The following is a 22,434-nucleotide window of genomic DNA, read 5'->3' as shown; positions in this document are numbered from 1 at the left end:
AGGTGCGTGATCTCCAGGTGTGATCAGCAGGTGTCCTGCCTCCTGGTACTCGATCGGCCGTTGCCATTGCCCCCCAGCAGTCGATCCACGGGCGTCGTCCCACATCGCCGCGGCTTCATCGTCGCGCGGATATGCGGCGGGACTTTGCAATGGCATCACACCCCATCGAACAGCGCGACGCGCAAGCCGGTGGCAACTCACCAAACCTCTTCTCGGTGTCATTGGCTCGCCGCTCTATCTCGTTGCGGCTTGCGTCGGGCGCCACCATTTTGAGATCCGGTCATTGATTTCGCGCTCTGGAAAACTTTCGTAGTGAGAGACATCGTTGAACAGTTTCAACCGGGGGCGGACCTCGTTCATGAAATCCAAAATGGTTAAAGAAGCCGGACTCTGATCCAGACGCTCGCGATAGCCTCGCGCATCGAGCCCTAACAAACTGCTGACCAGCAGGCGGTTTGTTCCTTTGTGGGACACCACCAGTACCGTCTGGTGGCGATGCCGGTCAATGATCTCGCGCATCAGCGGCAACGCGCGATGGATTACCGACAGGCCAGACTCACCTTGCGCCGGCGCGACCAACAGGGGATCCTCTTCCCACAGGCCGAAGTCCTGCGCATAGCGCTCGCGGACCTCATCCCGTGTCAAGCCTTCCCATTGGCCGAAGTCGATCTCGCGAAATGCCGCCTCGGGTTGCACCTTGAGCCCATGCGGGCTCGCGATGATGCGCGCCGTGTCCATGGTGCGTGCCATCGGACTCGCATAGACCGCCACAATTGGCACACTGGAGAGGCGAACACCCAGGCGCGACGCCTGGTCGCGCCCTTCGTTTGATAGTGGCTCATCATTCGATCCGGCAAAGCGGTCTTCAAGGGTCAACCTTGTCGAGCCGTGACGAACAAGCAAAATGCGCGTGGGCATGTTGTGCTCCTGGAGATGTGCGAGGCCGTGCCGCGGGAAACGGCCCCTGAGAATGTGATCGAGATGGGCTCTGCGCCCGCATGGTTCATCGCAAAATTGAGGACATCGCAGTGTGCCCCGGTCACGCCGCCGCCCAAATTTGTGGTGCGGCCCGCCGGGTCATGCTTCCGTCGCTCGCAATGCGATACAGATGAAGCCAACGGTTGTCGACCAGCTGTCGAACCGATGCGTGGCGTGCGAGGATGTCCTCGATTCGACGCTCTGGCGCTTCGATGAAGACGCTCAAGCGCAGGGGCTCGTGAATCCAGCGCTCGCCGTCATGCAAAGCCTGATGGGACAGGCCAATGCGCAGATCGCCGCCATTGCCTTCGAACACGCCGATGTGGCCACCCACCACGTTGTGGAGTACCTTGTTTCCGCCCCCCAGTCTCAGCGGATCGCAGGTTGACGCGTGGTATTGCCAGTTGATCCAATGGGTCACCAGCATGGGCGCCGTCATCAACAACTCCAGCACGCTTCCATCCGGATCGTTCCCGGCGTCGTAATCGTGCAAGAAGCAGCGCCCGCCGAGATCGGCGCCGAGGGTACGACGGCGTGGCGCCATGATGAACGCGGCGTTGCCTGCCAGCCCCCATTCAGGCCGGGTCTGGGCACCATCGTTGGCCCGGCGGCGCAGCTGTGTAAGAAGTTTGCCGTGGTCGGCGCGCGGATTCAGGCCGAGGCGCGCGGCGCGTTCGCGGCGGACCTGATCGCAGGCGTGGGCGAGCACCGTCTGCATCCGATCCCAGCGGCCTCGGGCGGCAGGCGGCAAGAGATCGAGATCGAAGCCATGCATTTCATCGGTGGTCGTGTTGTGCAGAACGGCAACAAATGCCGTTTGCTCGGGAATCGAGATGCCGCAGCTTTGCAAGCCGACTCGCACTTGCGACTCGTTGAGTAGCTGGGCCAGCACACGCGCGTTGACTTCGCCCGTCTGGCCGCAGCAGGCTCCGCAATCGAGCGCGGCGGCGTGCGCGTTGTTCACGCTCTGACTGCCATGCCCGACCAGCAAAACCAGAGGCGCAAGCCCTTGATCAAGGCCCGCGGCGTGAAGCACGCGCGAGGCCAGCGCCACCTTGGCGTGGAGGTCGAGATCCATGAGGGTTGGCCGGCAGACGGGCCGGTATCGCGAGGGCAATCCTGCCAAGGTGTCGCGCGCCGGTGAGCGGGTCGACGGACTCAACCCTTGCAAGAGCTTGCCGACGTAACCCACGCCGGTCGCTTCCACAAAGGAGAACGCCGCACTGGGCCAGCGGCTGCCGGCGAGCCACTGCTGCGACCAGGCGAAGCGCCGGTGTCGCGCCTTGCCCGCAGCGCGACTGAGGTGCTGGCCATCAGCGCTGTTCAACGAGATTGCGGGCATGATGCGGTCGGTCACTTCCAGTGCAGGAGCCAACAGTCCTGGTAACTGTGGCCAACGCGCGTGCGTAGCCAGCGGTGTATACGCTACGGGAAGCCCGAAGAAGCCGGCAAATCCAATGGTCTGCACGGCAGGCCAGGTCGCCTCGAGGGCGCGCCGAAGGGGCTCGCTGCGCACATCAATGCAAAAGACCGCTTGCACCTCGATCGCGTGCGGTTCGTTCGGGACTTCCTTCAGGGCATGGGTATGCGCGCCGAGCCTGCGCGCCAGTTGGCGCTGGTAGCCCGCTTCGAGTGCCAGTTGCCAGACCTCGTCGATCACCAGCGCCTCTTCCACCTGCCGAAGATGCGCTGGTGCTTGACTCCACGCGGCCTGCAGGGCCGCAAAGGCTTGCCGCGTGACAGCATCGTTCTTGCTCTCCAGCAAGAGTGCGCCCCAGGCAAGTCGAATGGCCAGCAAGTCTCGCAAATGGGAATCAGTCTTCCCTTCCAGGCTGGCCTGCAAGCCCAGGTAGGCGCACCACGATGCCCAGCCATTGACGGTGAGCAGGACCGCCTCCAGATAGTCCGCCCAGACCTCGTGCGGCAACTCAAGGCGCCGCATGACCCATCGCTCGGCATCCTGGCTCGTGGCGGGCAGTGCGTCGAGCCACCGGTGCAGATCGGGCAAGCCCATTAACAGGCCGATGCCATGGTCGTGCATGAGCGTGTGCCTCCAAAAGGCATATAAGCCCTGAGGACGCTCAGGCTGCCAGTCGGCCTGGTGCCGATCGAAATAGGCGGCGCAGGTCTGGCTGACCTGATGGGTAATGGCCTGCCGCCATGACAGACGGGACTGACGCCCTGGATCGTCATCCAACACATCGATCATGAGGGGCATTTGCGGCAAGCGGGGTGCGCAGTCCAGGGCGGCGATGCACTGCGCGGCGCTCAGCCCATCGGGATGGTCATGCGACAGCATGGCCAGCGCATCGGCGAGATCGGCTCGCGTGATGCGCCCGGCTTGCCACGCTTGCCGCTGGTAGCTGCGCGGAGGAAACACCTGAATGCCGGCCAGAACCGCCATGCGGGCCGCGACCTGGCGCACGGGCCTGCTCGTTCGTGCCCAGTGTGGATTGACGGCGATCGCCCGATCCAGTGGCCACACAGGGGCGATCGCCTGGCAGGCTTGCTCACAGGCGGCGCCGATTCGCCTTGACAAGGTTTCATCGGTCATGGGAGATGACGGACACGATCCGCCGCTGTTGTGCTGCAGGTCCGCGGCGCCAGAGCCTTGGCTTGGCGAGGTGAAGGACATCGTGTTCATGAGATCGTTTGGGGCGTGTTTACGGGGAGACAAGAGCAGCAGTGGTGTCGCTCATCGGGTGGCCATGGGGATGCGCAGGCGGCAGGGCCCACCGTGTTGCCCAAAGGCGCAGTGCCAGGCGTGTGTAGATCTCGTCCAAATAGAAGCCTGCGTAACTCCAGCGCCGCCAGCCCGCCAGGGTCTGGGGGCGCAGCTGCAGGAGGATGAGGCACACGTACATCACGGCCATTGCAAACAGTGCGACGAGGCCGGCCTGACCTTGTGGCCGGTCCGTGACGCCAAGCGGGGCCGCATGCGTCAGCAGGAGAACCGTGGTGAGGCCCGACACCATGCACAAGCCCGCCAGCCCGCGCCACAAGGCCGACTGCGCGTTGTCGCCACGCGGGTCGGGCAGCCACAGCAGGGGGGCCCATGCGAAGGCCAGCACACCACTCCACCACCACGGCCACGCCGCTTCCGTGACGAGGAACTGAATCAGCCCGATGATCAGGATGGTCAGTGCCGGCGCCGCGACCAGGCTGAACACTGAAGGCGTAGCCGCGCCGCGCATCATCTGCAGCTTGGTGCGCTGCACGACCGAGGATGCGGACAGGAAGGCGTGCGCTTTGTAGAGCGAATGGCCAATGAGGTGCAGCGCTGCCAGTGAGTACAGACCCAAGCCGCACTCGAGCACCATGAAGCCCATCTGCGCCACGGTGGACCATGCCAATCGGACCTTGATGCTGATGCGGGTCAGCATGACCAGTCCTGCCAGTAACGCGGTTCCAAGCCCGAATGCGACCAGTAGCCAGCGTGCCGCCGGCGAGGCCCCGATCAGGGGGGCGAAGCGGATGAGCACAAAGCCGCCGAGATTGACGACGCCGGCGTGTAGCAAAGCGGAAACCGGCGTCGGCGCCTCCATGACCTGGATCAGCCAGCCATGCACAGGCATCAACGCCGTACGCAGCATCACGGCCACAACCATGCACACGGCACTCATCTGCAGCCAGATCGAGGCGTCGCCATGGGCCAGGTGTTGCCGAAGATCGGTAAACGATCCGCTGCCCACGTTCCACCATGCCAAGGTGGCCGCACCGAGAAGAAAGATGTCCGCCAGCCGGTCTGCAATGCGCTTTTTATGTGCTGCGAGCAACGCGAACGCGCGGTCGGAATAAAAGCACAGCAGATGCTGCAGAGCCACGCCGACTGCGGCCCACGCGGCAGTCAATACCAGCCAGTGATTCGCCAGCAAGAGCAGGTGCACCGCGGCCAATACGCCGCCGAGCGCGGCGACATAGCGTGCTCGGCCCGGCTCGCCTTGCAGATAACGGGACGAAAAGACGCCGATGACGGTTCCAAGCAGTTGGACCAGCACGGCGAGCAAGGCGCTCAGCCGGCTCAGGGCCAGCCAAGGGAGTTGCGGCAGCGCCGTTGCGCCCCAGGGCGGCGCCGGCTGGACCCATTGCAGGGCGAGGGACGTCAGCGCACACAGCAGTGCCGCTCCCGACAGGACGTTGAATCGTCTCCAGAGCGACGCTTCGTGCAACCAGCGCAACCGGGACGACAGCGTGACCGTCGCCATCAAGGTGGCAGGCGCCAAGGCCGTGGCCAAATGCAAAAGAACGGATCGATCCATGGTGAGCTTCTTTGAATGAACTGCCGACATGGTGCTTGCCTCGAAAGATTCTGTAAATTACATTGTTTGGAATGAATCGATAGTTAAAAGAGAACAATGGATATCGGGCAGCTCAACTTTCACCATCTGCACTACTTCTGGCGCGTCGCCAAGGTTGGCCATCTCACGCGCGCCGCGCAGGAGTTGCATACCTCGCAATCCGCGCTGTCGACGCAGATCCGGCAACTCGAAGACCGTCTGGGCGAGGCCCTGTTTGAACGCGAGGGCGGCGACTTGTGCTCACCGGCGCGGGGCAGTTGGTGCTGTCTTATGCGGAGAACATCTTCGGTCTAGGCCAGGAGATGCTGGGTCGACTGCAAGGTCGCAGCGAAGGGATGATCCGGTTGCGCGTGGGCAGCGTGGCCACCCTGTCGCGCAACTACCAGGAAAACTGGATTCGTCCTTTGCTGGCTGACCCCTCGGTGATGCTGACCCTGGAGTCCGGCATGCTGGAAGACCTTCTGGAGCGCCTCGTGCAGCATCGGCTCGACATCGTCTTGGCCAACGAGACCGTCCCGTCGGAAACAGATCGCCCCTTGCATTGCCGATTCCTGGGCAGCCAGGCGATCTCACTGGTCGGCCCAGCCAGCGTGTGGAAAGGGCGCACCTTGCGCGTTCCGGAGGATTTGGATGGTGAGGAGCTTGCTTTGCCCGGCCCCCGACACACGCTGCGAGCGCAGTTCGATGCCCTGTGCATTTCCGCCGGCGTCAAACCGCGCCTGCGTGCTGAAGTGGACGACATGGCCATGCTTCGCCTTATCGCACGAGACAGCGGATGGTTGACGGTGCTGCCTGAGGTGGTGGTGCAGGATGAACTGCGCTCGGGAAGCCTCGTGCGGGTGGGCCAATCCGAACAGTTGCGAGAAAATTTCTACGCCATCACCACCCCCCACCGCCACCGCGTCGAGAGGCTGGAGCATCTCCTGACGGGCTCACAGGATCGTTCGCGCAAGAGCACGGGGCATTCCCCCGCCACAACGCCATGCGCTTAGAGGCGGCAGCGTGCATCGACGATCCGGCACCACCATGTGCGGCGTCTTCCCTTGGCAAAACCGGATGCAGGCTGGAGCAGGGACCCCGATTGCTGCCCTTCGCGGCAAACTGGGCACCGGATGGGCATGCGCCCGAGACGGCGAAAGCAGAACTGGGTCAGCAACGTGGAGACGCTGCAGGCGTGGCTGATGCGCCGACACTTCGCATGGGTGGCGACACCATGGCATCATCGGTCGCAGGTTAGCGAGCGCGAGGTCACCATGCCGCACGTGGTATCGGAAGCCGAAGTCGAATTCAGCGCGGTGCGAGCGCAGGGGCCGGGCGGGCAGAACGTTCACAAGGTCTCGAGCGCCGTGCACTTGCGCTTCGATATCCGGGCGTCGTCTCTTCCGCCGGACGTCAAGGACAGGTTCCTCGCCCTGTCCGACCAGCGCATCAACAAGGACGGCGTCATCGTCATCAAGGCGCAAGCCTCCCGAAGCCACGAGAAAAACAAGGCAGCGGCCCTGGAGCGCCTTCAGGCCCTGGTTGCCGAGGCTTCGCACAAGCCACGCATTCGCCGGCCCACCAAGCCAACCTTTGGCTCAAGGCAGCGTCGCTTGGTTTCGAAGGCCCTTCGATCGGGCGTCAAGGCTTCGCGTGGAAAGGTTCGGGATTAAATGTTGATTCTGCAGGAAACGTGATTTTGTTCACGTTCCAGCAGAAACGTTGGTCCATCGGGGCTGGCACGGGGGGGTCTCACCCTCTATCGTTCAGGTATGGCTTCACGCCCAAGGTGATTCCGACTCCTTGCCTTGTCCACGGGGTTCTCAGCCAGTGCAGGGAGCAATCATGGCGGGACGCTGCACGGCAGTCAGCGAGCGCGCCTCAGTTGCCGCCATGGATTGCAACGCCACCACGGCTGATACGCAGAGGTCAAAGTCGGGTGATTTGCGGCGCTGTCACCGCACTGGAGCGGTCCAAAGATGTCGAATGAGCAAGCGGTGGTCCTCGAAGATTAGGTTGCCAACATCCCCATGACTGATCAAATTCAAGCCAGCGGATCGTTCACGGTCACGCACGCGACCGCGAAAGCAGAGTCGCGAATTGCCGCCGCGAAACGGCGGATGCTCCTCAATGAGGACGTTGCCGCCGATCTGGCCAGGGTGTCGCTGAATTCGATCCCCGTCGGCTTCGCCGGCGGTGTGATCCCGGCGGCAGTCTTGGCATGGGTGTTGCGCGGGCAGGTGCCTGCGCCCGCGCTTTTGCTGTGGTTCGCGTGGATGGTCCTGGCGCACTCCGCGCGCCTCGCAATTTGGTTCGCTTCGCGGCCCGAAGCCAAGCTCCAGGAGCATGCCGGCCTCTGGCTCCTCCGAGCTCGGGTGAGCGTATTGATCCTTGGCGCCTCGTGGGCTGTGCTGCCCCTGTTCATGTTTCCGACGAGCCCGCTCGACGAGCTATTCATGGCGACCGTGATCGCTGCGGTCTGTGGCGCAGGGGTGGCGCAGCAGTCGTCCGACGCGCCCTCGGCGCTGCTCTACATGTTGCCCTCGGCCATCACGATGGGGCCTCGCCTGTTGCTATCGCCCGAGCCCGTGCTCCAGGCGGCAGGCTATCTCGCGGTCCTGTATTTTGCCTATCTTGCCCTGGCAACCCGGCGCATCTACGCGTCCTTCCTGGAGCTGTCGCGGCTGCGCGCCAACGCAGAACGGCAATCGCTCTACGACCCGTTGACGAGGCTGCCCAACCGCAGTGCATTGAGCTTGCGGCTGAATGATGCACTCGCGCGCGCAAAGCGTGAAGGCACCGAGATTGCTGTTGGCTACGTTGACCTGGACGACTTCAAGCGTGTGAACGACACGCATGGACACGACGCGGGGGATGCATTGCTGCGCGAGGTCGCACGGCGTTGGCGCGACGCGTTGCGCGAAACGGAATTGATCGCCCGGCTCGGCGGAGATGAATTTGCCATCGTCATCGAGAACATTGATCCAGACAGCGCGCTGGGGCAGCTCACTGCCGTTTTCGATCGTGTCCACCAAGCCGTGGGCACACCGATCTCCGTTGCACTGAATCAATTCGTGGAAATTGGCATGACGATGGGGGTGGCGCGCTATCCGATTGATGGGACCGACGCCGACATGCTCCTGCGGCAAGCCGATGAGGCCATGTATCAGTTGAAGCGTCAGAAAGCGACCCGCACCCGTTGGTGGCAGCTTGGCGTCAAGGAGACCCAAGCACCACGGCAGGAGTTGCCGCGTGATCCATAGCGCGACGAGGCTGCAGCGATTCTGCCGGAGAGGCATCCGCGTTGTTTGATCCCTGCCATGACGCGCCCAACTCGTGCATCGCGGCTCGCGCGGCGGGCCAATCGTGGCGAATCGGCGCGGTGGGGTGACCCGCAACGCAGGAGTCGACTGAAAGCGCCGCACGCAAGTGTCATTCGTGCGACGTGCGGCAGGGCTTTTCGCCCTTTCCACGCAAGCTTTGGCCACAGGTCAGGGATGGGGAGGCCGTCAAATAGGGCGGTTTGGAGTCAATGCCCACCATCACATTGGCAAGGACCGCCTGCACATCTGGCGTTTGCCTCGCAATGGCTTCCAGGTGGTCTATTTGGCCTTTATGACTAACGCACCCGAAAAACTGCACGAATCGGCCCTGCACCAAAACCCATACGGAAGATCCCTCCAATGCCCGGTCAGCAGCCAACCGTGGAAACAGAGCGCTGGCAATGCCCTTGTCGTAAAGAAAGCTGTTTGAAAGCCGACACCGTCCGGCGAGGAAACAGCTGTTGCCCTGTTCGACGCGATGATGCTCCGCCAAATGCATGTCGTGTTGGCTATAGGTGGGCGGACTCGGCACGGGGCAGCCTGGTAACCCATGCGTGACCTGCTTGAATGGATCGTGGAAAGGATTGACCCGCACTTCGGGCTCCGCGGCGTTCAATGGCCCAGATCCCAGGCAGCCCGCACCTGCGAGCAAGACCGCAAGCGCAAAGCGCAAAAACGCAACCGTTGCAATTGCCATCGCAAGGCCCCCCCCCACGGATGGCCAGACTCGGAGGTCTGGCTACTTCAGCCTCCATTGGACGCCGCTTGGCCAGAAGGCCAGATTATCGTGAGGCCTTCAGGAAACGACGCCAGCGCCTTTTGAAGTATGAGCCATCCGTTTGGATCGGCGCGGCATGACCTGGGCAGCAACAGGGTTAACCACAAGGCGATGTCGCAATGGGTCTTGCAAACCCTTGGGCGTGCGCGGGCTGCACAGTGCGAAAGGCCCTGTGATAAAAGAAGCGATGGACAAACATATCGCACTTATGCGATATTTCCTCAACAAGCAATGGTCCGGAAAAAGAGTTTGGCAGCACGGCGCGCGGCGGCATCCGCCATTGATTGACATGCCGCGTACTTTCCTCGGCGGTTTCGGGGGGCGGTTGGCATGCGCCTGGAATTGGGCGCCTGCTCTGTTGCCAATCCAGAGGGCTGGCTGATGAGGGTCGATCGCGATGCTGCAACCCACGAAAGTTGAAGAGGCCGATCAAACGATTGAGCCTTACGGGCCGCAAGCCGCCGTATTGCTGCGCGCAGCGCAGCGGCACGTTCAGCTGCTGGCGACCCGATTCGCCGATGAGTTCTACGGCAGACTCGCGGAGCGTCCCGCAGCACGTGCGATCCTTGCAACGCTGGGCGGCGAGGCCATGCAAACGCTGAAATCCCATCAGACGGGCCATCTGCAATTTCTGCTTTCGCCGGACACGATGCGCGAGCAAATCATCCAACGGGCTCAGGCACTGGGGGCAATCCATGCCTTGGTGGGTGTGACCAATTCGTTGCTGGTGCAATCGCTGTCGATTTATCGACGCTTGCTTGGCTTGCATTTGAATGGCGTCCCGATGGCCACGAAGCGCCGCTATTCGTTGGCTCTGATCATCGAGGCCCGACTGCAGGACGACATTCAGGGTCAACTCGAAGCGGCGGAGCGTACGGTCGCCGCGTATTTCGGGACGCTTTCGCGTCCGTTCCCCGCTCTTGGCATGCCATGGCCCGATGTATCGGCATTCGAGCTCAATGCATTGGGCGCTTTGCCTGGGATCCATGGGGCCTTGCTGATGCGCCTGAATCAAGAGGGCGTGTTGACGGTCGAGCGCAGCGCGGGCCCGAAGGCCCAAGGCATCATGGACGTTCTGCAAAATCCCCAGACGAGTGTACTGATTGACCCGGACTCGCCGAGGGGCCAGGGGCTGATCGCGGTCGCATGGCGAACACTGCAGGCGCAGAGCACGCCGGCCTATGCGAGCGATCCGCGCCTGCAGTTCTGGGCGGAGCCCGCACGGCGCCTGAACATTCAGTCGACCCTGGCGCTTCCCATTCTCGATGAGGCCGGCCATGCCGTCGCGTGCGTGTACCTGTATGGCGCGTTCCCGAACCAGTTTGAGTCGGACTGGATCCGGGAATTCGGGCGCGGGCTGCAACGCCGATGGGAGCAGGCGTGGCAACGCTGCCGCGCAAAAAATGTCTTTGCATTGCCGGAATCCATCGCCAAAAGCTACAGGCAGCAGGTCTTTTCGGGCGGCTTGGTGATGTATGGCCAACCCGTGGTCAACCTGCGCACGGGAGCCGTGCATTCAGTGGAAGCCCTTGCCCGTCTGCGGCTCCAGGACGGAACGATCGTCGCCCCCGCTAAATTCCTGCCTCTGCTGGGTAATGCGGAGTTGGAGCAACTTTTCAAGAACGGTCTGGACCAGGCGCTGCATGGCTTGATAACGTGGGACGCGGAGTCGTTGCAATTGACGGTTGCGATCAATCTTCCCCCATCAGCCTTGCTCAATCCCGACAGCCCAATTTGGATCAGCCATGCCTTGCGTCGCCATGGCGTTGCGCCCCATCGCCTGAGTGTCGAGCTGTTGGAGACGCAAGAGATCGACTCCGCGGCCCAGAGTGAAGCCATTCAACAGCTCACCCGGCTGGGGGTGCGGCTGTCCATGGATGACCTGGGGTCGGGCTATAGCAGCCTGGAGCGCCTGTCCATCTTGCCGTTTGATGTCATCAAGATCGACCAGGGCCTCCTCGCGACGATGCGCACGAGTCCCATGCGGGTGCTGAGCCTTGTGGGCGCACTCATCCAAATTGCGCGCGACCTGGAGCGCGAATTGGTTGTGGAGGGGTTGGAGGACGATGGACTGATCGAAGCCGTAACCGTTCTAGGGGCGACCTTTGGCCAAGGCTATGCACTTGCGAAGCCCATGCCGCTAGACGCCATTGCGGGGTGGGTGCGGCAATTCAAGCTGCGCATGCGGTCCGGTCAGATCCGCACCCCACTCGGGGCCTTGGCGTATCACTGGGCGTTCATGCACTCTGGGGATCCACCCAAGCCCGCGACGGCCCTGGACACGTGCCCATTGACGCAGTTCTTTCGTCTCCACGCCCCTGACGACCGCGACGTCAACCAGTGGCATGCACAAATTCATTCCGGCAATGACCCTCGGGAAGCGAGCCGGTTGTTGACACAGTGGCTTGTGGACAGGGTCCGCTTGGCCTAGGTGTCCAGTCATGCCGACTTGGCGCCGGCGCGGGCCGCCTCGCCCGGGTATCCGAGCGGGGCTGGCACTGGCCGTGGAGCGGCGGAAGCGCCACGACTCCACAACTGTGAGCGAATGGCCAGTCTGTTGAGTCTGCAAGATGCCCAGCAAGTTGGCTTGCCCGCATCAAACCCGGCAGCTCATGAAGGCGCGTGCGGCCCATTTGCAGGCAACACGTGCACGTTCGCGTGGGCAAGGTTTCTGTAAATGCGGCGCTTGCGCTCCACTGGCCATCAGGGATTTGGTGGACGGTGGAATGCCGTTTTCTCACGCTGAGGATGCCTCCCAGGTCAATTCGGATGAAGTTTCGCCGCCTGGATCGAATTGGCGACACGCCTGTCTGGCGATGCCAATCAACGTATCGAAGGCGTCCGCACGCCGTGGATGTCCTGATTCATGATATGCGATTGAGGAGCCGGCGCGTGTCGTGGAGAGGGGGCGCCATTGCGCCGGCTTTGAGTTAGGCGACGCACCCTCGACGCGACAGCTATCTGGCGCGGGCGAGTCGGGAACGCCGACGACTTCCCCAAATGCCTGACACCTCTAAAATCTCGCCATGAGGCGAACGACTTGCCACCGTACAACATTCACCTTGATTAATTCATTCCCGAAAAGATTAAGGCCCGTCGGGGTCTGGGAACACCCCAAACCGCTGGCCGGCTGGATTGGAAAAGCGGTGCCCCCGGAGGCTCGCATCCAACGGTCGGTTGATGACATCATGCGATTGAGCAACTCACCGCGCATCCCCCGACTACAGCGCGCAAGCGCTTAGTCGCGGGTCAAGCGGTGAGCCGCCGATGGCGGCTGTTCTTGATCCTGGATGTAGGCGAGCAACTGTTCGATGCTCGCGTGTCCGCCCGCGCTGACCACTGCGTAGGCGTTGTTCCAGAACTGAACCTTCCAGAAAAACTTGCGCAAGTGCTGCGCAAATTCCTTGCGGATGTAGCGGGAACTCACGGTTTTCAAATTTCCGACGAATCGCGCAAGGTCCATCGAGGGCTGCCCCTCGATCAGTAGATGTACATGATCCGCCTCGCCGCCGAATTCGATCAGCCGGCAGCGCCAGGACGCACTGACGTTGGTGAAGATTTCGCGCAGTCGGTCGAGCATCTCCACGGTCAGGCACCTGTTCCTGTATTTAATTGTGAGGATGATGTGATAGTACAGGCTGTAAGCCGCATGATTGCTTGTCTTGAATCCGTCAGACATGGTCATGTCACTTGAATAGTTAAGTTGATGATCGTACCATCAAGCGCATGGCTCCAGTCATTTTTCGCTCCGAAGGTCATGCGCTTGGCGTTTCACCAGCAGTGCGCGAGGATGTCGAGCGCACGGTCGCCGCGTTTCGTCGTGTCGTGCGTGGACTGTGCGGCGTCATGCTGGTGCATTGGGCAGACATCTCGCACGGCAAGGTCAAATGCGCCAGCATCGAAGACTTGTTCCACAAGACCGCGCAGCGCCCGCAAGTCCAATACCCGGAGCTGGGTCGCATGTTCGGCAAGATGCCAAGCTACCTGCGCCGCGCAGCGATCGAACAAGCCCATGGCGCAGTCTCATCGTTTCTATCGAACTGGAACAACTTCCTCGACGGGCAGATCGGCGGGCGCGACCGCGAAGAAGGCGCCCGGCCCCCACGGCTCGGACTGAACAACGTCTACCCGTCGCTGTACGGCGGCAACATGATCCTCTATGGCACGGGCATGCGCACCGTGCAGATCAAGCTGCTGGGCGCAGACGGTCAGTGGCGGTTCAGCGAACCGCTGCGCGTCAAGGGCCGGTTCGTGCGCGTGCAGCCGAAGGCGGCCAAGCTCGACCAAAGCCCCTCGCTCATCGTGCGCGGCGCCAAGGTTGTGCTGTCCTGCCCGGTCGCGCTGCGCCCGAGAAACTACGTGACCAACACAGACTTCGTCCACGGCAAGCACCGCATCTGCAGCGTGGACGTGGGCATCAACACCGCAGCGACGGCCGCAATCGTCGACTCCACTGGCACGGTGATCGCCCGCACGTTCCTGACGTGCGGCAGGCACAACGACCAGCGCGACGCTCTTGCATCCGTCATCGCCGCCAAGCATCGCCAATCCGGCCCCCACGTGCGCGGCCAGAAGCATTGCTCGGCGATTCACCGCCGTATCGAGGGACTGAGCCTCGACGCGGCGCGCACCCTGGCGTCGCGCCTGGCAGCATTCGCCGCCCAGCATGGCGCCAAAGCCTTCGCCGTCGAAGATCTCAAGGGCTGGAAGCCCAAGGGGCCGTCGAAGCAGCAGCGCAAGCGCTTCCATCGCTTCCAGCATCGCGCGCTGATCCAGGCCCTTGCGCTCAAGGCGCAGGAGATGGGTCTGCGCGTGCTGGAGGTCTACGCCCGTGGCACCAGTCGATGGGCGTATGACGGCTCAGGCAAGGTCATTCGTTCGAAGCGAAATGCCCAACTGGCGACCTTCGCCTCGGGCAAGAAGTACAACGCCGATCTCAACGGCGCACTGAACATCGCGGCCCGAGGGCTGGCGATGCTCCTGTGGCTCAAGCCCAAAGAAATGCAAGGCGCGGCAACCGGCAAAAGCTCCGGCGCCGTGGAGAGAATGCCTCTGGTTCTCGCCGACATCTGGGCGCATGCCCGTCTGTTGCGTGGGGCATCTAACCGCCAAGTTTCATCGGACGGGCATCAAGGTCGCGGCATGAGTCCTGACGTTGATGCCCCGAATACAGCGCCTCTAGGCGCTTAGTCGCGGGAGCATTCACATCCACGCCCTTGGAGTCCAGGTGAGTGTAATTTCGCCGAAAGGGAATGCATCGGATCTCAGCCGACGGCGGATGGCATCTGCCGTCGCATTTTCCTGCCTCGGTTGGGCATTTGACCTGTTCGACTTGTTTATTTTGCTCTACGTCGCGCCAACGCTCGGAAAAGTCTTCTTTGATTCATCGCAGCAAATGTCTTCATTGGTGGGCGTTTATGCTGCATTCGCGGCAACACTTTTGATGCGTCCCGTTGGTGGTTATCTCTTCGGGCACTATGCGGATCGCAACGGTCGCAAACGGGCCATGGCAATCGCCGCCATAGGGGTTGGCGTCGCGACTGCTCTCATGGGGACCATCCCGACCGTCGAATCGATCGGCATTGCAGCGCCCATGGCCTTCATCGCTTTGCGTCTCATCCAGGGGGTCTTCATGGGAGGGATGGTTGCCTCCACGCACACAATCGGTACGGAATCGATTGCCGCAAAATGGCGGGGATTGGCATCGGGGATCATATCCGGTGGTGGATCGGGGCTTGGAAAACTGTTGGCCTCCCTCGTCTTTCTCCTCGTGACCTGGATTTTCCCGGGACATGCGTTTCAAGTCTGGGGCTGGCGATTCATGTTCTTCTCCGGGCTGCTGAGCGCATTGCTGGGATTGTTGGTCTTCACCAAGCTGGAGGAGTCACCCATGTGGGATGAGCTGCAAAAGGGAAAACTCGGCGCCGCAACCGAAGAAAAACCGCCTCTACGCTCCTTGATCCAGGGTGGATTTCTCGGCGCCGTGGTCATCAGCATCATCTTGACCATGGCAGGCGGAGGTCTCTCGTATTTAACGTCGGGTTACTTGCCGACGTTCATGCGCCTGGTCAATCATGTGCCGCCGCAAAAGCTTGGCATCATATTAAGCATCTCGGCGATTGCCGTGATTGTTTTTTCCGTGATTGCCGGTTATCTCACGGACATCATTGGACGAAAAACGGGCGTTGTTCTATTTGGGCTGCTCTCCCTCATCGCCATCCCGGCGCTTTATTTGCGGCTGGCTCACACAACAGCAGTGATCGATATTGGTTTACTGTCGGTCCTCTTGAGCGGCACCGGTGCCTTGTGTTATGCGCCTCTCCTGATCATATTGAACGAGCGGTTCCCCACGAAAATCCGCTCAAGCGGCACGGCAATATCCTGGAACATCGGTTTTGCCTTGGGCGGCTCCATGCCCATTGTTGTGTCGTTCGTGTCAAAAGCCGCCAGCGATCTCCCCTTAAGTCTGGTCATATCCACCGCAGCCCTCAGTTCGATGTACCTTCTCGCCGTTCATTTCACGCCGGAAACGCGCGAATACATGCATTAGCCGAACATCGGCACAAGCACAAACTTCAACGGGCTGTTCGTGGCGACGCCACAAGACGCGCTCGAAGGCGTTCGGGACAGCATGGGTGCAGGTGTCCGATCCGCGCGCCCACAGCCGAGCTTGCAGCGCTGGCTGGACACGCGGGTCCAGCCTCACGCCGCGAGCGGTAATCCCTACACCCTTCAGGCAAGCCGTTGCACAGGTATCGTGCGCGTTTTAACCAGATCTTGGAGATTCCTGCATGACCGACACGTCGCCCTACACGCCGCCACCCATCTGGTCCTGGAACAAAGAGAACGGCGGCCGCTTTGCAAACATCAACCGCCCCATTGCCGGCGCCACGCACGACAAGCAGCTGCCGCAGGGGCATCATCCCATGCAGCTCTACTCGCTGGCCACCCCAAACGGTGTGAAGGTCACCGTGATGCTCGAAGAGTTGCTCGCCCTGGGGCACCGCGGGGCCGAGTACGACGCATGGCTGATCCGCATCAACGAGGGCGAACAATTTGGCAGTGGCTTCGTCGCAGTCAACCCGAACTCCAAAATCCCGGCCCTGCTTGACTGCGGCGGCCCAGAGCCGATCCGCGTGTTCGAGTCCGGTGCAATCCTGCTGTACCTGGCGGAAAAATTCGGCGCCCTGCTGCCGGTCGAGCAGCCCGCACGCGCCGAATGCCTGTCGTGGCTGTTCTGGCAGATGGGAAGCGCGCCGTTCCTCGGGGGCGGGTTTGGGCATTTCTACGCCTATGCGCCGACGAAGATCGAATACGCCATCGACCGGTATGCGATGGAGGTCAAACGTCAACTCGACGTGCTTGACCGGCGTCTGGCCCAAAGCACGTATCTGGCTGGGGACGAATACTCCATTGCTGATATTGCCGTTTGGCCTTGGTATGGCGCACTGGTTAAAGGTCTGCTTTACGAAGCGGGGCAGTTTCTGCAGGTCCAGACCTACACCAATGTGGTGCGCTGGACCGACCTGATCGCCCAGCGCCCTGCCGTGCAGCGCGGGCGCATGGTCAACCGCACCTGGGGTGAACCATCCAGTCAACTGCACGAGCGCCATGACGCCGGCGACTTTGATACCCGGACCCAGGACAAACTGGATGCGGCGCGCTGATGGCTTCCACCACAACAAAGACCTCCGCCATGATGACGCTCTACGACTGCGCCACGGCCCCGAGCCCGCGCCGCGCACGCATATTGCTTGCCGAGAAAGGCATTGCACACGATACGGTCGAGATCGACCTCAGGAATCAAGAGCAGCTGGGCGCGGCCTTCCGACAGGTAAACCCGCAATGCACCGTGCCGGTGCTGCGCACCGACGAAGGGCTGGTGCTCACGGACAATGCCGCGATCGCGGCTTACCTGGAGGCCCGCTTCCCGCAGCCGCCCTTGCTGGGCGAGACACCGGCCGAGAAGGCCGAGATCGCGAGCTGGAACTGGCGCGTCGAGTTCGAGGGCTTTCTCGCCATCGCCGAAGCGTTACGCAACAGCTCGCCTGCCATGGCTCATCGGGCGCTGCCCGGGCCGGTGGACTATGCGCAGATCCCGGAACTTGCCGAGCGTGGCATCGCAAGGGTGCAGCAGTTTCTCATCACGCTCAATGAGCGTCTGGACAGCCGCGACTTTATCGCCGCCGATCGATTCAGCATTGCGGACATCACGGCGGTCGTGGCCGTTGACTTCGCGCGCATCATCAAAATCAAACCCGGCGAGCAGCACCCGCACGTGCAGCGCTGGCGGCAGGCCATGGCGCAGCGAGCCTCGATGTCGATCTAAGCGAAGCGGCCCGCGGCGCCGATGCAGACTTGACGCCGCGGACCCTGGGGTTGATCACTGCGGATCGGGGTGCGGCGCTGTGCCCAGAAAATCAGAGGACAGATCCAGATCGAGCGCTGGCAGCGAGTCCGTTGCGCGACCGGCTCCGGGCCGTGGCTGCGAGATGGATTGGGGCGCCTTGCCTGAATCGGGCGCGCCGTTCCTGGCTGAGGCTGGCACCGTGAGGCGGTCCTGCAGCATTTGGATTTTGGATGAAACGTCCGGCCCAAAGCGGTCCCGCAGGCCTTTGGCGTATTCCTCAAATCCGACGTGATCGTGCAAGCTGCCCAGGATCTCCAGGATCTTCAGATGTGCGGGCACATGCTCCGGGTGGCGCGCGACAGCGTCCCGCAGGAGCTCCAGTGCCTGATGTGGGCGGTCATGCAGGACATAGAACTCAGCTTCCGTCAAAGGGTCCGGCTCGTCATCCGTTGCGATGGTAGTTGGCTCCAGGGGCTCCCAAACGTCGCTCGGAGGCTGCACTTGAGGGCCAGGGGCTGTTTGAAGCTGCGCAAGATTTCTCTCGGTCTCGAGCATGCGGGCCGGGGAGATGGGTGAGCCGAACAGCTTTCGCGGATCCGCGTCGAGGGCGTGAGCCCCTGGCGGGATCGGAGCCCAGGAGGCTGGTTGTTTGCGCGCCCGCCGGCGCCAGTCAAGCCAGAGCAGCATGATCGCTGTCGCAAGGAGCGCCGCGCCAGCCAACCATCGCCAGAGCAGGGAGCGCGGTTGGGCGGGCGCATGCGGCTGGGGATGGGGTACGTCGGCGCCGCGCTGTTGGTTTGCCTGTTTCGGGGTGCGCGTTGCCACCGCCACTGGGCTCGCGGTCATGGCCGTGGCGGCCATGGGCTTCGACGCCCCGCCCTGTGCCCGGAGCGCCTGGAGCCGGGCTTGCGCTTGCTCATAGGCGATCTCGGCTTGACGGACCTGTGCCTTAGCAAGGGCGAGGCGATGCGCAAGGTCGGCAGTTGAAGCCGCGGCAGTGGTCAAGGCCGGTGCTGGTGGCGCCGCATGAATGTCGAATATGGCGTCGCTCATGCGCAGAACCGGCGCGTCTTTCACGGGCTGACCCTGACCCGATGCAATTTGCGCTCGGCCCTCGAAGGGCCGAGTCGGACGCTCGGGCAGCGGTGTGGCCGCGCGCACCTGGGCGGCGTCCGGTATGCGAAGGTGACTGCCCACGCGCAGCAGGTTCGGGTCGTGGGCGACAAAGGCCTGAGGGTTCGAGCGCCAGATCGCATCAGCCATCTTTGTCGTCATGGACTCGTTTGAGCCGGCAAGGCGATGTGCGACGCCCCAAAGGGTGTCGCCGCGTCGAACGGTCAGGGGTTGGACCGACGCAGGGACCGCTTTGGCCGGGGCAACGGGCATCGCTTGTGCAGGCAGCGGCTTCGCAGACGATGTGGCTGCGTCTTGGTTTGCCCCGCTGGCGTCGGGGGGCGCGTCATGCTGAGTGCTTGCGCCAGACTCCTGCAGGGGGGCCACCCCTTCCGTCGGGGGGTCGAGCAAGATGGTGTAATCGCGACTCAAGTGCAGCGTTGGGCCTTGTGGAAGCGTCTCCTGCCAGGCGAGCGTGATCATCAAGTCCAAATAGGGCGACCACACGGGTCGCTGCGTTGCAAGATGAATGTACGGATGGCCTTGGCGGTCATTTGCGAGGGTGACGCGTATGAAAGGCAAAACTGGGTCCGCCTGCAATCCGGCCTGACGGTAGGCGTAGGGCGATGCCATCTGGGCCAGCAAGGTCTGGCCCTCCGGGTCGCTCAGGGAAAGCACGGGGATGCGCGCCGACAAGGGCTGGCCAAGATGGGACAGGACCCTGATGGGTCCTAAAGTGAGCGCGTGCGCGGACCCAAACGACAGGGTCAGCAGCGCGGCGACCAGGCTGCGCCCAAGTGGATGCGTGGCTGGATTCATGCCGCAGTCTTCTCCCAATACTGGGCATCGGCACCCGGCGTATCCACCTCGTGTAACGTGATGCCCGACAACGAACTCGATGGCTGAACGTTCATCAAATGCAGATTGTGTCGTGCGCGGACGTGGCCTTGCTCCTTGGCGCGCACCCACCACTGAGCTGCTTTCTCGGCATCCTGCAAGACCCCCTGGCCCTTGTAGTACAGCACGCCAAGGGCAAATTGCGCATCAGCATGCCCGCCAGATGCGGCGCGCTGGATCCATTGCGCCGCCATCTGGGGGTCCTGAGCCACGACGCCCCCCTCCAGATAGACCAGGCCGAGGCTGTATTGCGACGGCGCATGTTCATGGGCTGCGGCCTTCTGGAGCCACTCCACCGCCTCCCGCGCCGCATCCGGCGTGCCCATCTCGAGCAGGGCCATGGCGAGGCTGTACTGGGCGGACCGATGCGAGTGCTCGGCGGCGCGTCGGAAATGCTCAATGGCCTTGGCGCGATCGGCGGGCACGCCGAGCCCACTTGCATAAAGACGCCCAAGAAACCAGTGGCTGGGCGCGTCATCACGCTCGCAGCCCGCCTGATACCAGCGCGCGGCTTGCTCGAAGCATTGCGCAACGCCGTGGCCGTGTTCGAACAAAAGTCCGATGGACCCCAGTGCCCGCGCCAGACCCTGCTCTGCTGCGCGCCTCCACCATTCGCGGGCCTGCTCGTAATCAAGCGCGACCCCGCGACCATGAAAATACGCCCAGCCCAGGTTGTATTGCGCCGTGGCGGATCCTTGCTCGGCGGCCTTGGTGTACCAGTGCGCCGCTTCCGAATGCTGGTTCGCATTGCGCAGAAAGTCGGCGAGCCACTCCTGCGCAGCAACGTCTCCCGATGCAGCAAGCTGCTTGACGTCTTCGGGCATCACGGATACGGGGTTCATGGGGCACGCCAAGGCTGAGATGGTGGGACAGAGCATTCGAAACTGAGCTGCGGTTCTCGCAGTTTAAGGACGGTCTTCGTTTCGATCCGTGAAGGAAATCACGATTCTGGATGCTGCGATGCCGATGCATGGGCCCGGCCGCGATGCCGGATTGCCGCGCCAGACCTGGCCGCGACTTCCGGGATGCACCGGCGCAAAGGCGCGGGGACCATGCGCAGCATCAACGGGCAAGCGGATCGCTGGGCGCATGCGGCGACGATGCCTGCCCCGGGGCATGGCTCAAAACCGCAGGTCATAGCTGATGGACAGAGGGGCGTGGTCGGAAAAGCGCGCAGCAGTGTAGATCGACTCGCTGCCGCGTTGCGCCAACGCCGCCACGCCCGGGGTGGCGAGCTGGTAGTCGATACGCCAGCCCACGTTCTTGGCCCGAGCCTGGCCGCGGTTGCTCCACCAGGTGTATTGATCCGGCAGCGGATTGAGCGTGCGAAAGACGTCCACCCAACCCAGGTCGTCAAGCACATGGGTCATCCAGGCGCGCTCCTCGGGCAGGAAGCCGCTGTGCTTGAGATTGCCTTTCCAGTTTTTCAGGTCAATTTCCTTGTGCGCAATGTTCACATCGCCGCACAGAATCACTTCGCCTTGGCTTTGCAGCGCCCGCATGTGCTCTTCAAATACGGCGAGGAAACGGAATTTGGCTTGCTGGCGCGCGTCCGAGCTCGACCCGGAGGGGAAATACACCGAGACCATGGCCAGGCGCATGCCGTCAGCCAAGCGGTAGCGCGCCTCGACATAGCGGCCTTCCGCGTCGAACTCGGCGTTGCCAAAGCCGATGCGCAGGTCATCGGGTTCGTGCCGGAAGTACAGGCCCACGCCGCTGTAGCCAGGCTTTTGTGCGTGGTGAAAAGCGCCGCGCAGCCCGCCCAGGGCCCGCAAGCCGTCATGCATGTCGGATTCCAGCGCCTTGAGCTCCTGCACGCAAAGCCAGTCCGGGCGCGCCTGTTCGCGCAGCCAGACATCGACCCCTTTGCTCAATGCGGAGCGGATGCCATTCACGTTCAGGGATGTGACACGCAGTGGAGTTGGGTTCATGGTGGGGGCTGCAAGGGGCACGCGAGGATAGACTATCGCAACGCACGGGGATGGAGCCGGGGTATTGAGGTGCCCTGCGCGAAGGTGCTTCGGGGCCGGCCCGACTGTCAGTGCATGTTTGAAATCGGGTTCATTGGGGATGGAAGGCGATAGCGTGATGCAATTGCGGATGGTCCACTGCTTCATGGCGCTGGCTGCAGCGTGGCCAGCTGTGGCGCAGGCCGATATTTTCGTCTGCCACACCGCAAGCGGCCAGACCGTGACCACCGATCACCTCAGTGCCGACTGTCTGCGATTCGGCGGCAAGGAACTCAATGCGGATGGCACCGTCCGCCGCCTCATCTTGACGCCGCAGCAGCAGGCCGAACAAAGCGCAGCGCTGGCGCAGCAGCGCCAGGATCAGGAGCAACTGCGCAACAAGCAGCGTGAGCAGCGGGCATTGCTCACCCGCTACCCGGACCGCGCGGCGTTTGATCAGGCCGAGCGCAACGACCTGCAGACGCCCCAATGGCTCGTTGCCTCGGCGCGCAAGCGCATGGCGCGACTTGCATCTCGACGCAAGGCCCTGCAGCAGGAGGCGCAGTTCTACCCGGACGGCAACTACCCGTTGGAGCTGCGTAACAAGTTCGAGGAAAACAGGCTCCTGACGAAGCAGGAGCAGGAGCTGATTGCCGGGCAGGACGCGGAAATGCAGCACATTCGCGCCCAGTACGCAGGGTTGCTGCCCCGCCTTGAGTCGTTGTGGGGCCGTCAGCTCAGTGACCGGGGCACGGCCAGGCCCTGAGCG

General features: G+C 62.6%; 17 protein-coding genes and 1 pseudogene. 9 read left to right on the top strand and 9 right to left on the bottom strand.

What is annotated here, in order from left to right:
* Positions 1 to 234: 234 nt before the first annotated feature.
* The 4 genes from CD04_RS0118310 to CD04_RS25075 all read right to left on the bottom strand — a co-directional run bounded on the left by CD04_RS0118310 (position 235) and on the right by CD04_RS25075 (position 5,426).
* Entirely contained in the window at positions 235 to 918 is a 684-nt protein-coding gene (locus CD04_RS0118310) for a histidine phosphatase family protein (protein WP_031409418.1), read from the bottom strand.
* A 121-nt stretch (positions 919 to 1,039) separates the two neighbouring features.
* Entirely contained in the window at positions 1,040 to 3,532 is a 2,493-nt protein-coding gene (locus tag CD04_RS0118305; protein WP_156030368.1) for a YbcC family protein, read from the bottom strand.
* Positions 3,533 to 3,641: 109 nt separating this feature from the next.
* Positions 3,642 to 5,237: an NADH-quinone oxidoreductase subunit L gene (locus CD04_RS0118300; protein WP_038168863.1), complete on the bottom strand. Its 1,596-nt coding sequence runs from the start codon at positions 5,235 to 5,237 to the stop codon at positions 3,642 to 3,644.
* 57 nt (positions 5,238 to 5,294) lie between these two features.
* Positions 5,295 to 5,426, bottom strand: a complete 132-nt coding sequence (locus CD04_RS25075) for a hypothetical protein (protein ID WP_255333854.1) — start codon at positions 5,424 to 5,426, stop codon at positions 5,295 to 5,297.
* Between CD04_RS25075 and CD04_RS22220 the strand changes: the two are divergent.
* From CD04_RS22220 to CD04_RS0118285, 3 genes and pseudogenes are all read left to right on the top strand, one after another.
* Positions 5,364 to 6,268: pseudogene (locus CD04_RS22220) on the top strand (LysR family transcriptional regulator). The gene CD04_RS25075 and the pseudogene CD04_RS22220 overlap by 63 nt on opposite strands.
* A 261-nt stretch (positions 6,269 to 6,529) precedes the next feature.
* Complete coding sequence (gene arfB / locus CD04_RS0118290; RefSeq protein WP_031409412.1) at positions 6,530 to 6,928, top strand: alternative ribosome rescue aminoacyl-tRNA hydrolase ArfB; 399 nt, start codon at positions 6,530 to 6,532, stop codon at positions 6,926 to 6,928.
* A gap of 357 nt (positions 6,929 to 7,285) precedes the next feature.
* Positions 7,286 to 8,518 (top strand): GGDEF domain-containing protein, encoded by a 1,233-nt coding sequence (locus tag CD04_RS0118285; RefSeq protein WP_031409410.1) that lies wholly within the window; start codon positions 7,286 to 7,288, stop codon positions 8,516 to 8,518.
* A gap of 169 nt (positions 8,519 to 8,687) precedes the next feature.
* Here CD04_RS0118285 and CD04_RS25365 read toward each other — a convergent pair whose 3' ends face one another.
* A complete protein-coding gene (locus CD04_RS25365; protein WP_369792868.1) occupies positions 8,688 to 9,077 on the bottom strand; it encodes a BON domain-containing protein in 390 nt (129 codons plus the stop codon).
* 676 nt (positions 9,078 to 9,753) lie between these two features.
* On the opposite strand from CD04_RS25365, the gene CD04_RS0118275 reads away from it, so the two are divergent.
* Entirely contained in the window at positions 9,754 to 11,787 is a 2,034-nt protein-coding gene (locus CD04_RS0118275) for an EAL domain-containing protein (RefSeq protein ID WP_051849408.1), read from the top strand.
* Between the two features lie 807 nt (positions 11,788 to 12,594).
* Here the strand turns inward: CD04_RS0118275 and tnpA are convergent.
* A complete protein-coding gene (gene tnpA / locus CD04_RS0118270) occupies positions 12,595 to 13,041 on the bottom strand; it encodes an IS200/IS605 family transposase (RefSeq protein WP_197033161.1) in 447 nt (148 codons plus the stop codon).
* Positions 13,042 to 13,082: 41 nt separating this feature from the next.
* Here tnpA and CD04_RS0118265 point away from each other — a divergent pair, with 41 nt between their 5' ends.
* The 4 genes from CD04_RS0118265 (at position 13,083) to CD04_RS0118250 (ending at position 17,685) form a co-directional block, all read left to right on the top strand.
* Positions 13,083 to 14,546: an IS200/IS605 family accessory protein TnpB-related protein gene (locus tag CD04_RS0118265; protein WP_051849407.1), complete on the top strand. Its 1,464-nt coding sequence runs from the start codon at positions 13,083 to 13,085 to the stop codon at positions 14,544 to 14,546.
* Between the two features lie 37 nt (positions 14,547 to 14,583).
* A complete protein-coding gene (locus CD04_RS0118260) occupies positions 14,584 to 15,906 on the top strand; it encodes an MFS transporter (protein ID WP_031409401.1) in 1,323 nt (440 codons plus the stop codon).
* A gap of 241 nt (positions 15,907 to 16,147) precedes the next feature.
* On the top strand, positions 16,148 to 17,023 hold the full coding sequence (gene yghU / locus CD04_RS0118255; protein ID WP_031409399.1) for a glutathione-dependent disulfide-bond oxidoreductase: 876 nt from the start codon (positions 16,148 to 16,150) through the stop codon (positions 17,021 to 17,023).
* Between the two features lie 29 nt (positions 17,024 to 17,052).
* On the top strand, positions 17,053 to 17,685 hold the full coding sequence (locus CD04_RS0118250) for a glutathione S-transferase family protein (RefSeq protein WP_031409397.1): 633 nt from the start codon (positions 17,053 to 17,055) through the stop codon (positions 17,683 to 17,685).
* A 54-nt stretch (positions 17,686 to 17,739) separates the two neighbouring features.
* Here the strand turns inward: CD04_RS0118250 and CD04_RS0118245 are convergent, their stop codons facing one another.
* From CD04_RS0118245 to CD04_RS0118230, 3 genes are all read right to left on the bottom strand, one after another.
* On the bottom strand, positions 17,740 to 19,638 hold the full coding sequence (locus tag CD04_RS0118245; protein ID WP_031409395.1) for a FimV family protein: 1,899 nt from the start codon (positions 19,636 to 19,638) through the stop codon (positions 17,740 to 17,742).
* Complete coding sequence (locus CD04_RS0118240; RefSeq protein ID WP_051849406.1) at positions 19,635 to 20,558, bottom strand: tetratricopeptide repeat protein; 924 nt, start codon at positions 20,556 to 20,558, stop codon at positions 19,635 to 19,637. Before CD04_RS0118240 ends, CD04_RS0118245 begins: the two co-directional genes overlap by 4 nt.
* A 279-nt stretch (positions 20,559 to 20,837) precedes the next feature.
* A complete protein-coding gene (locus CD04_RS0118230; RefSeq protein ID WP_031409389.1) occupies positions 20,838 to 21,647 on the bottom strand; it encodes an exodeoxyribonuclease III in 810 nt (269 codons plus the stop codon).
* Positions 21,648 to 21,801: 154 nt separating this feature from the next.
* Here CD04_RS0118230 and CD04_RS0118225 point away from each other — a divergent pair, with 154 nt between their 5' ends.
* Entirely contained in the window at positions 21,802 to 22,431 is a 630-nt protein-coding gene (locus tag CD04_RS0118225; RefSeq protein WP_156030331.1) for a hypothetical protein, read from the top strand.
* Positions 22,432 to 22,434: the final 3 nt, after the last annotated feature.

The organism is Thiomonas sp. FB-Cd (assembly GCF_000733775.1).
GTDB lineage: Bacteria > Pseudomonadota > Gammaproteobacteria > Burkholderiales > Burkholderiaceae_C > Thiomonas_A.
This window is presented reverse-complemented; position numbering and strand designations above follow the sequence as displayed.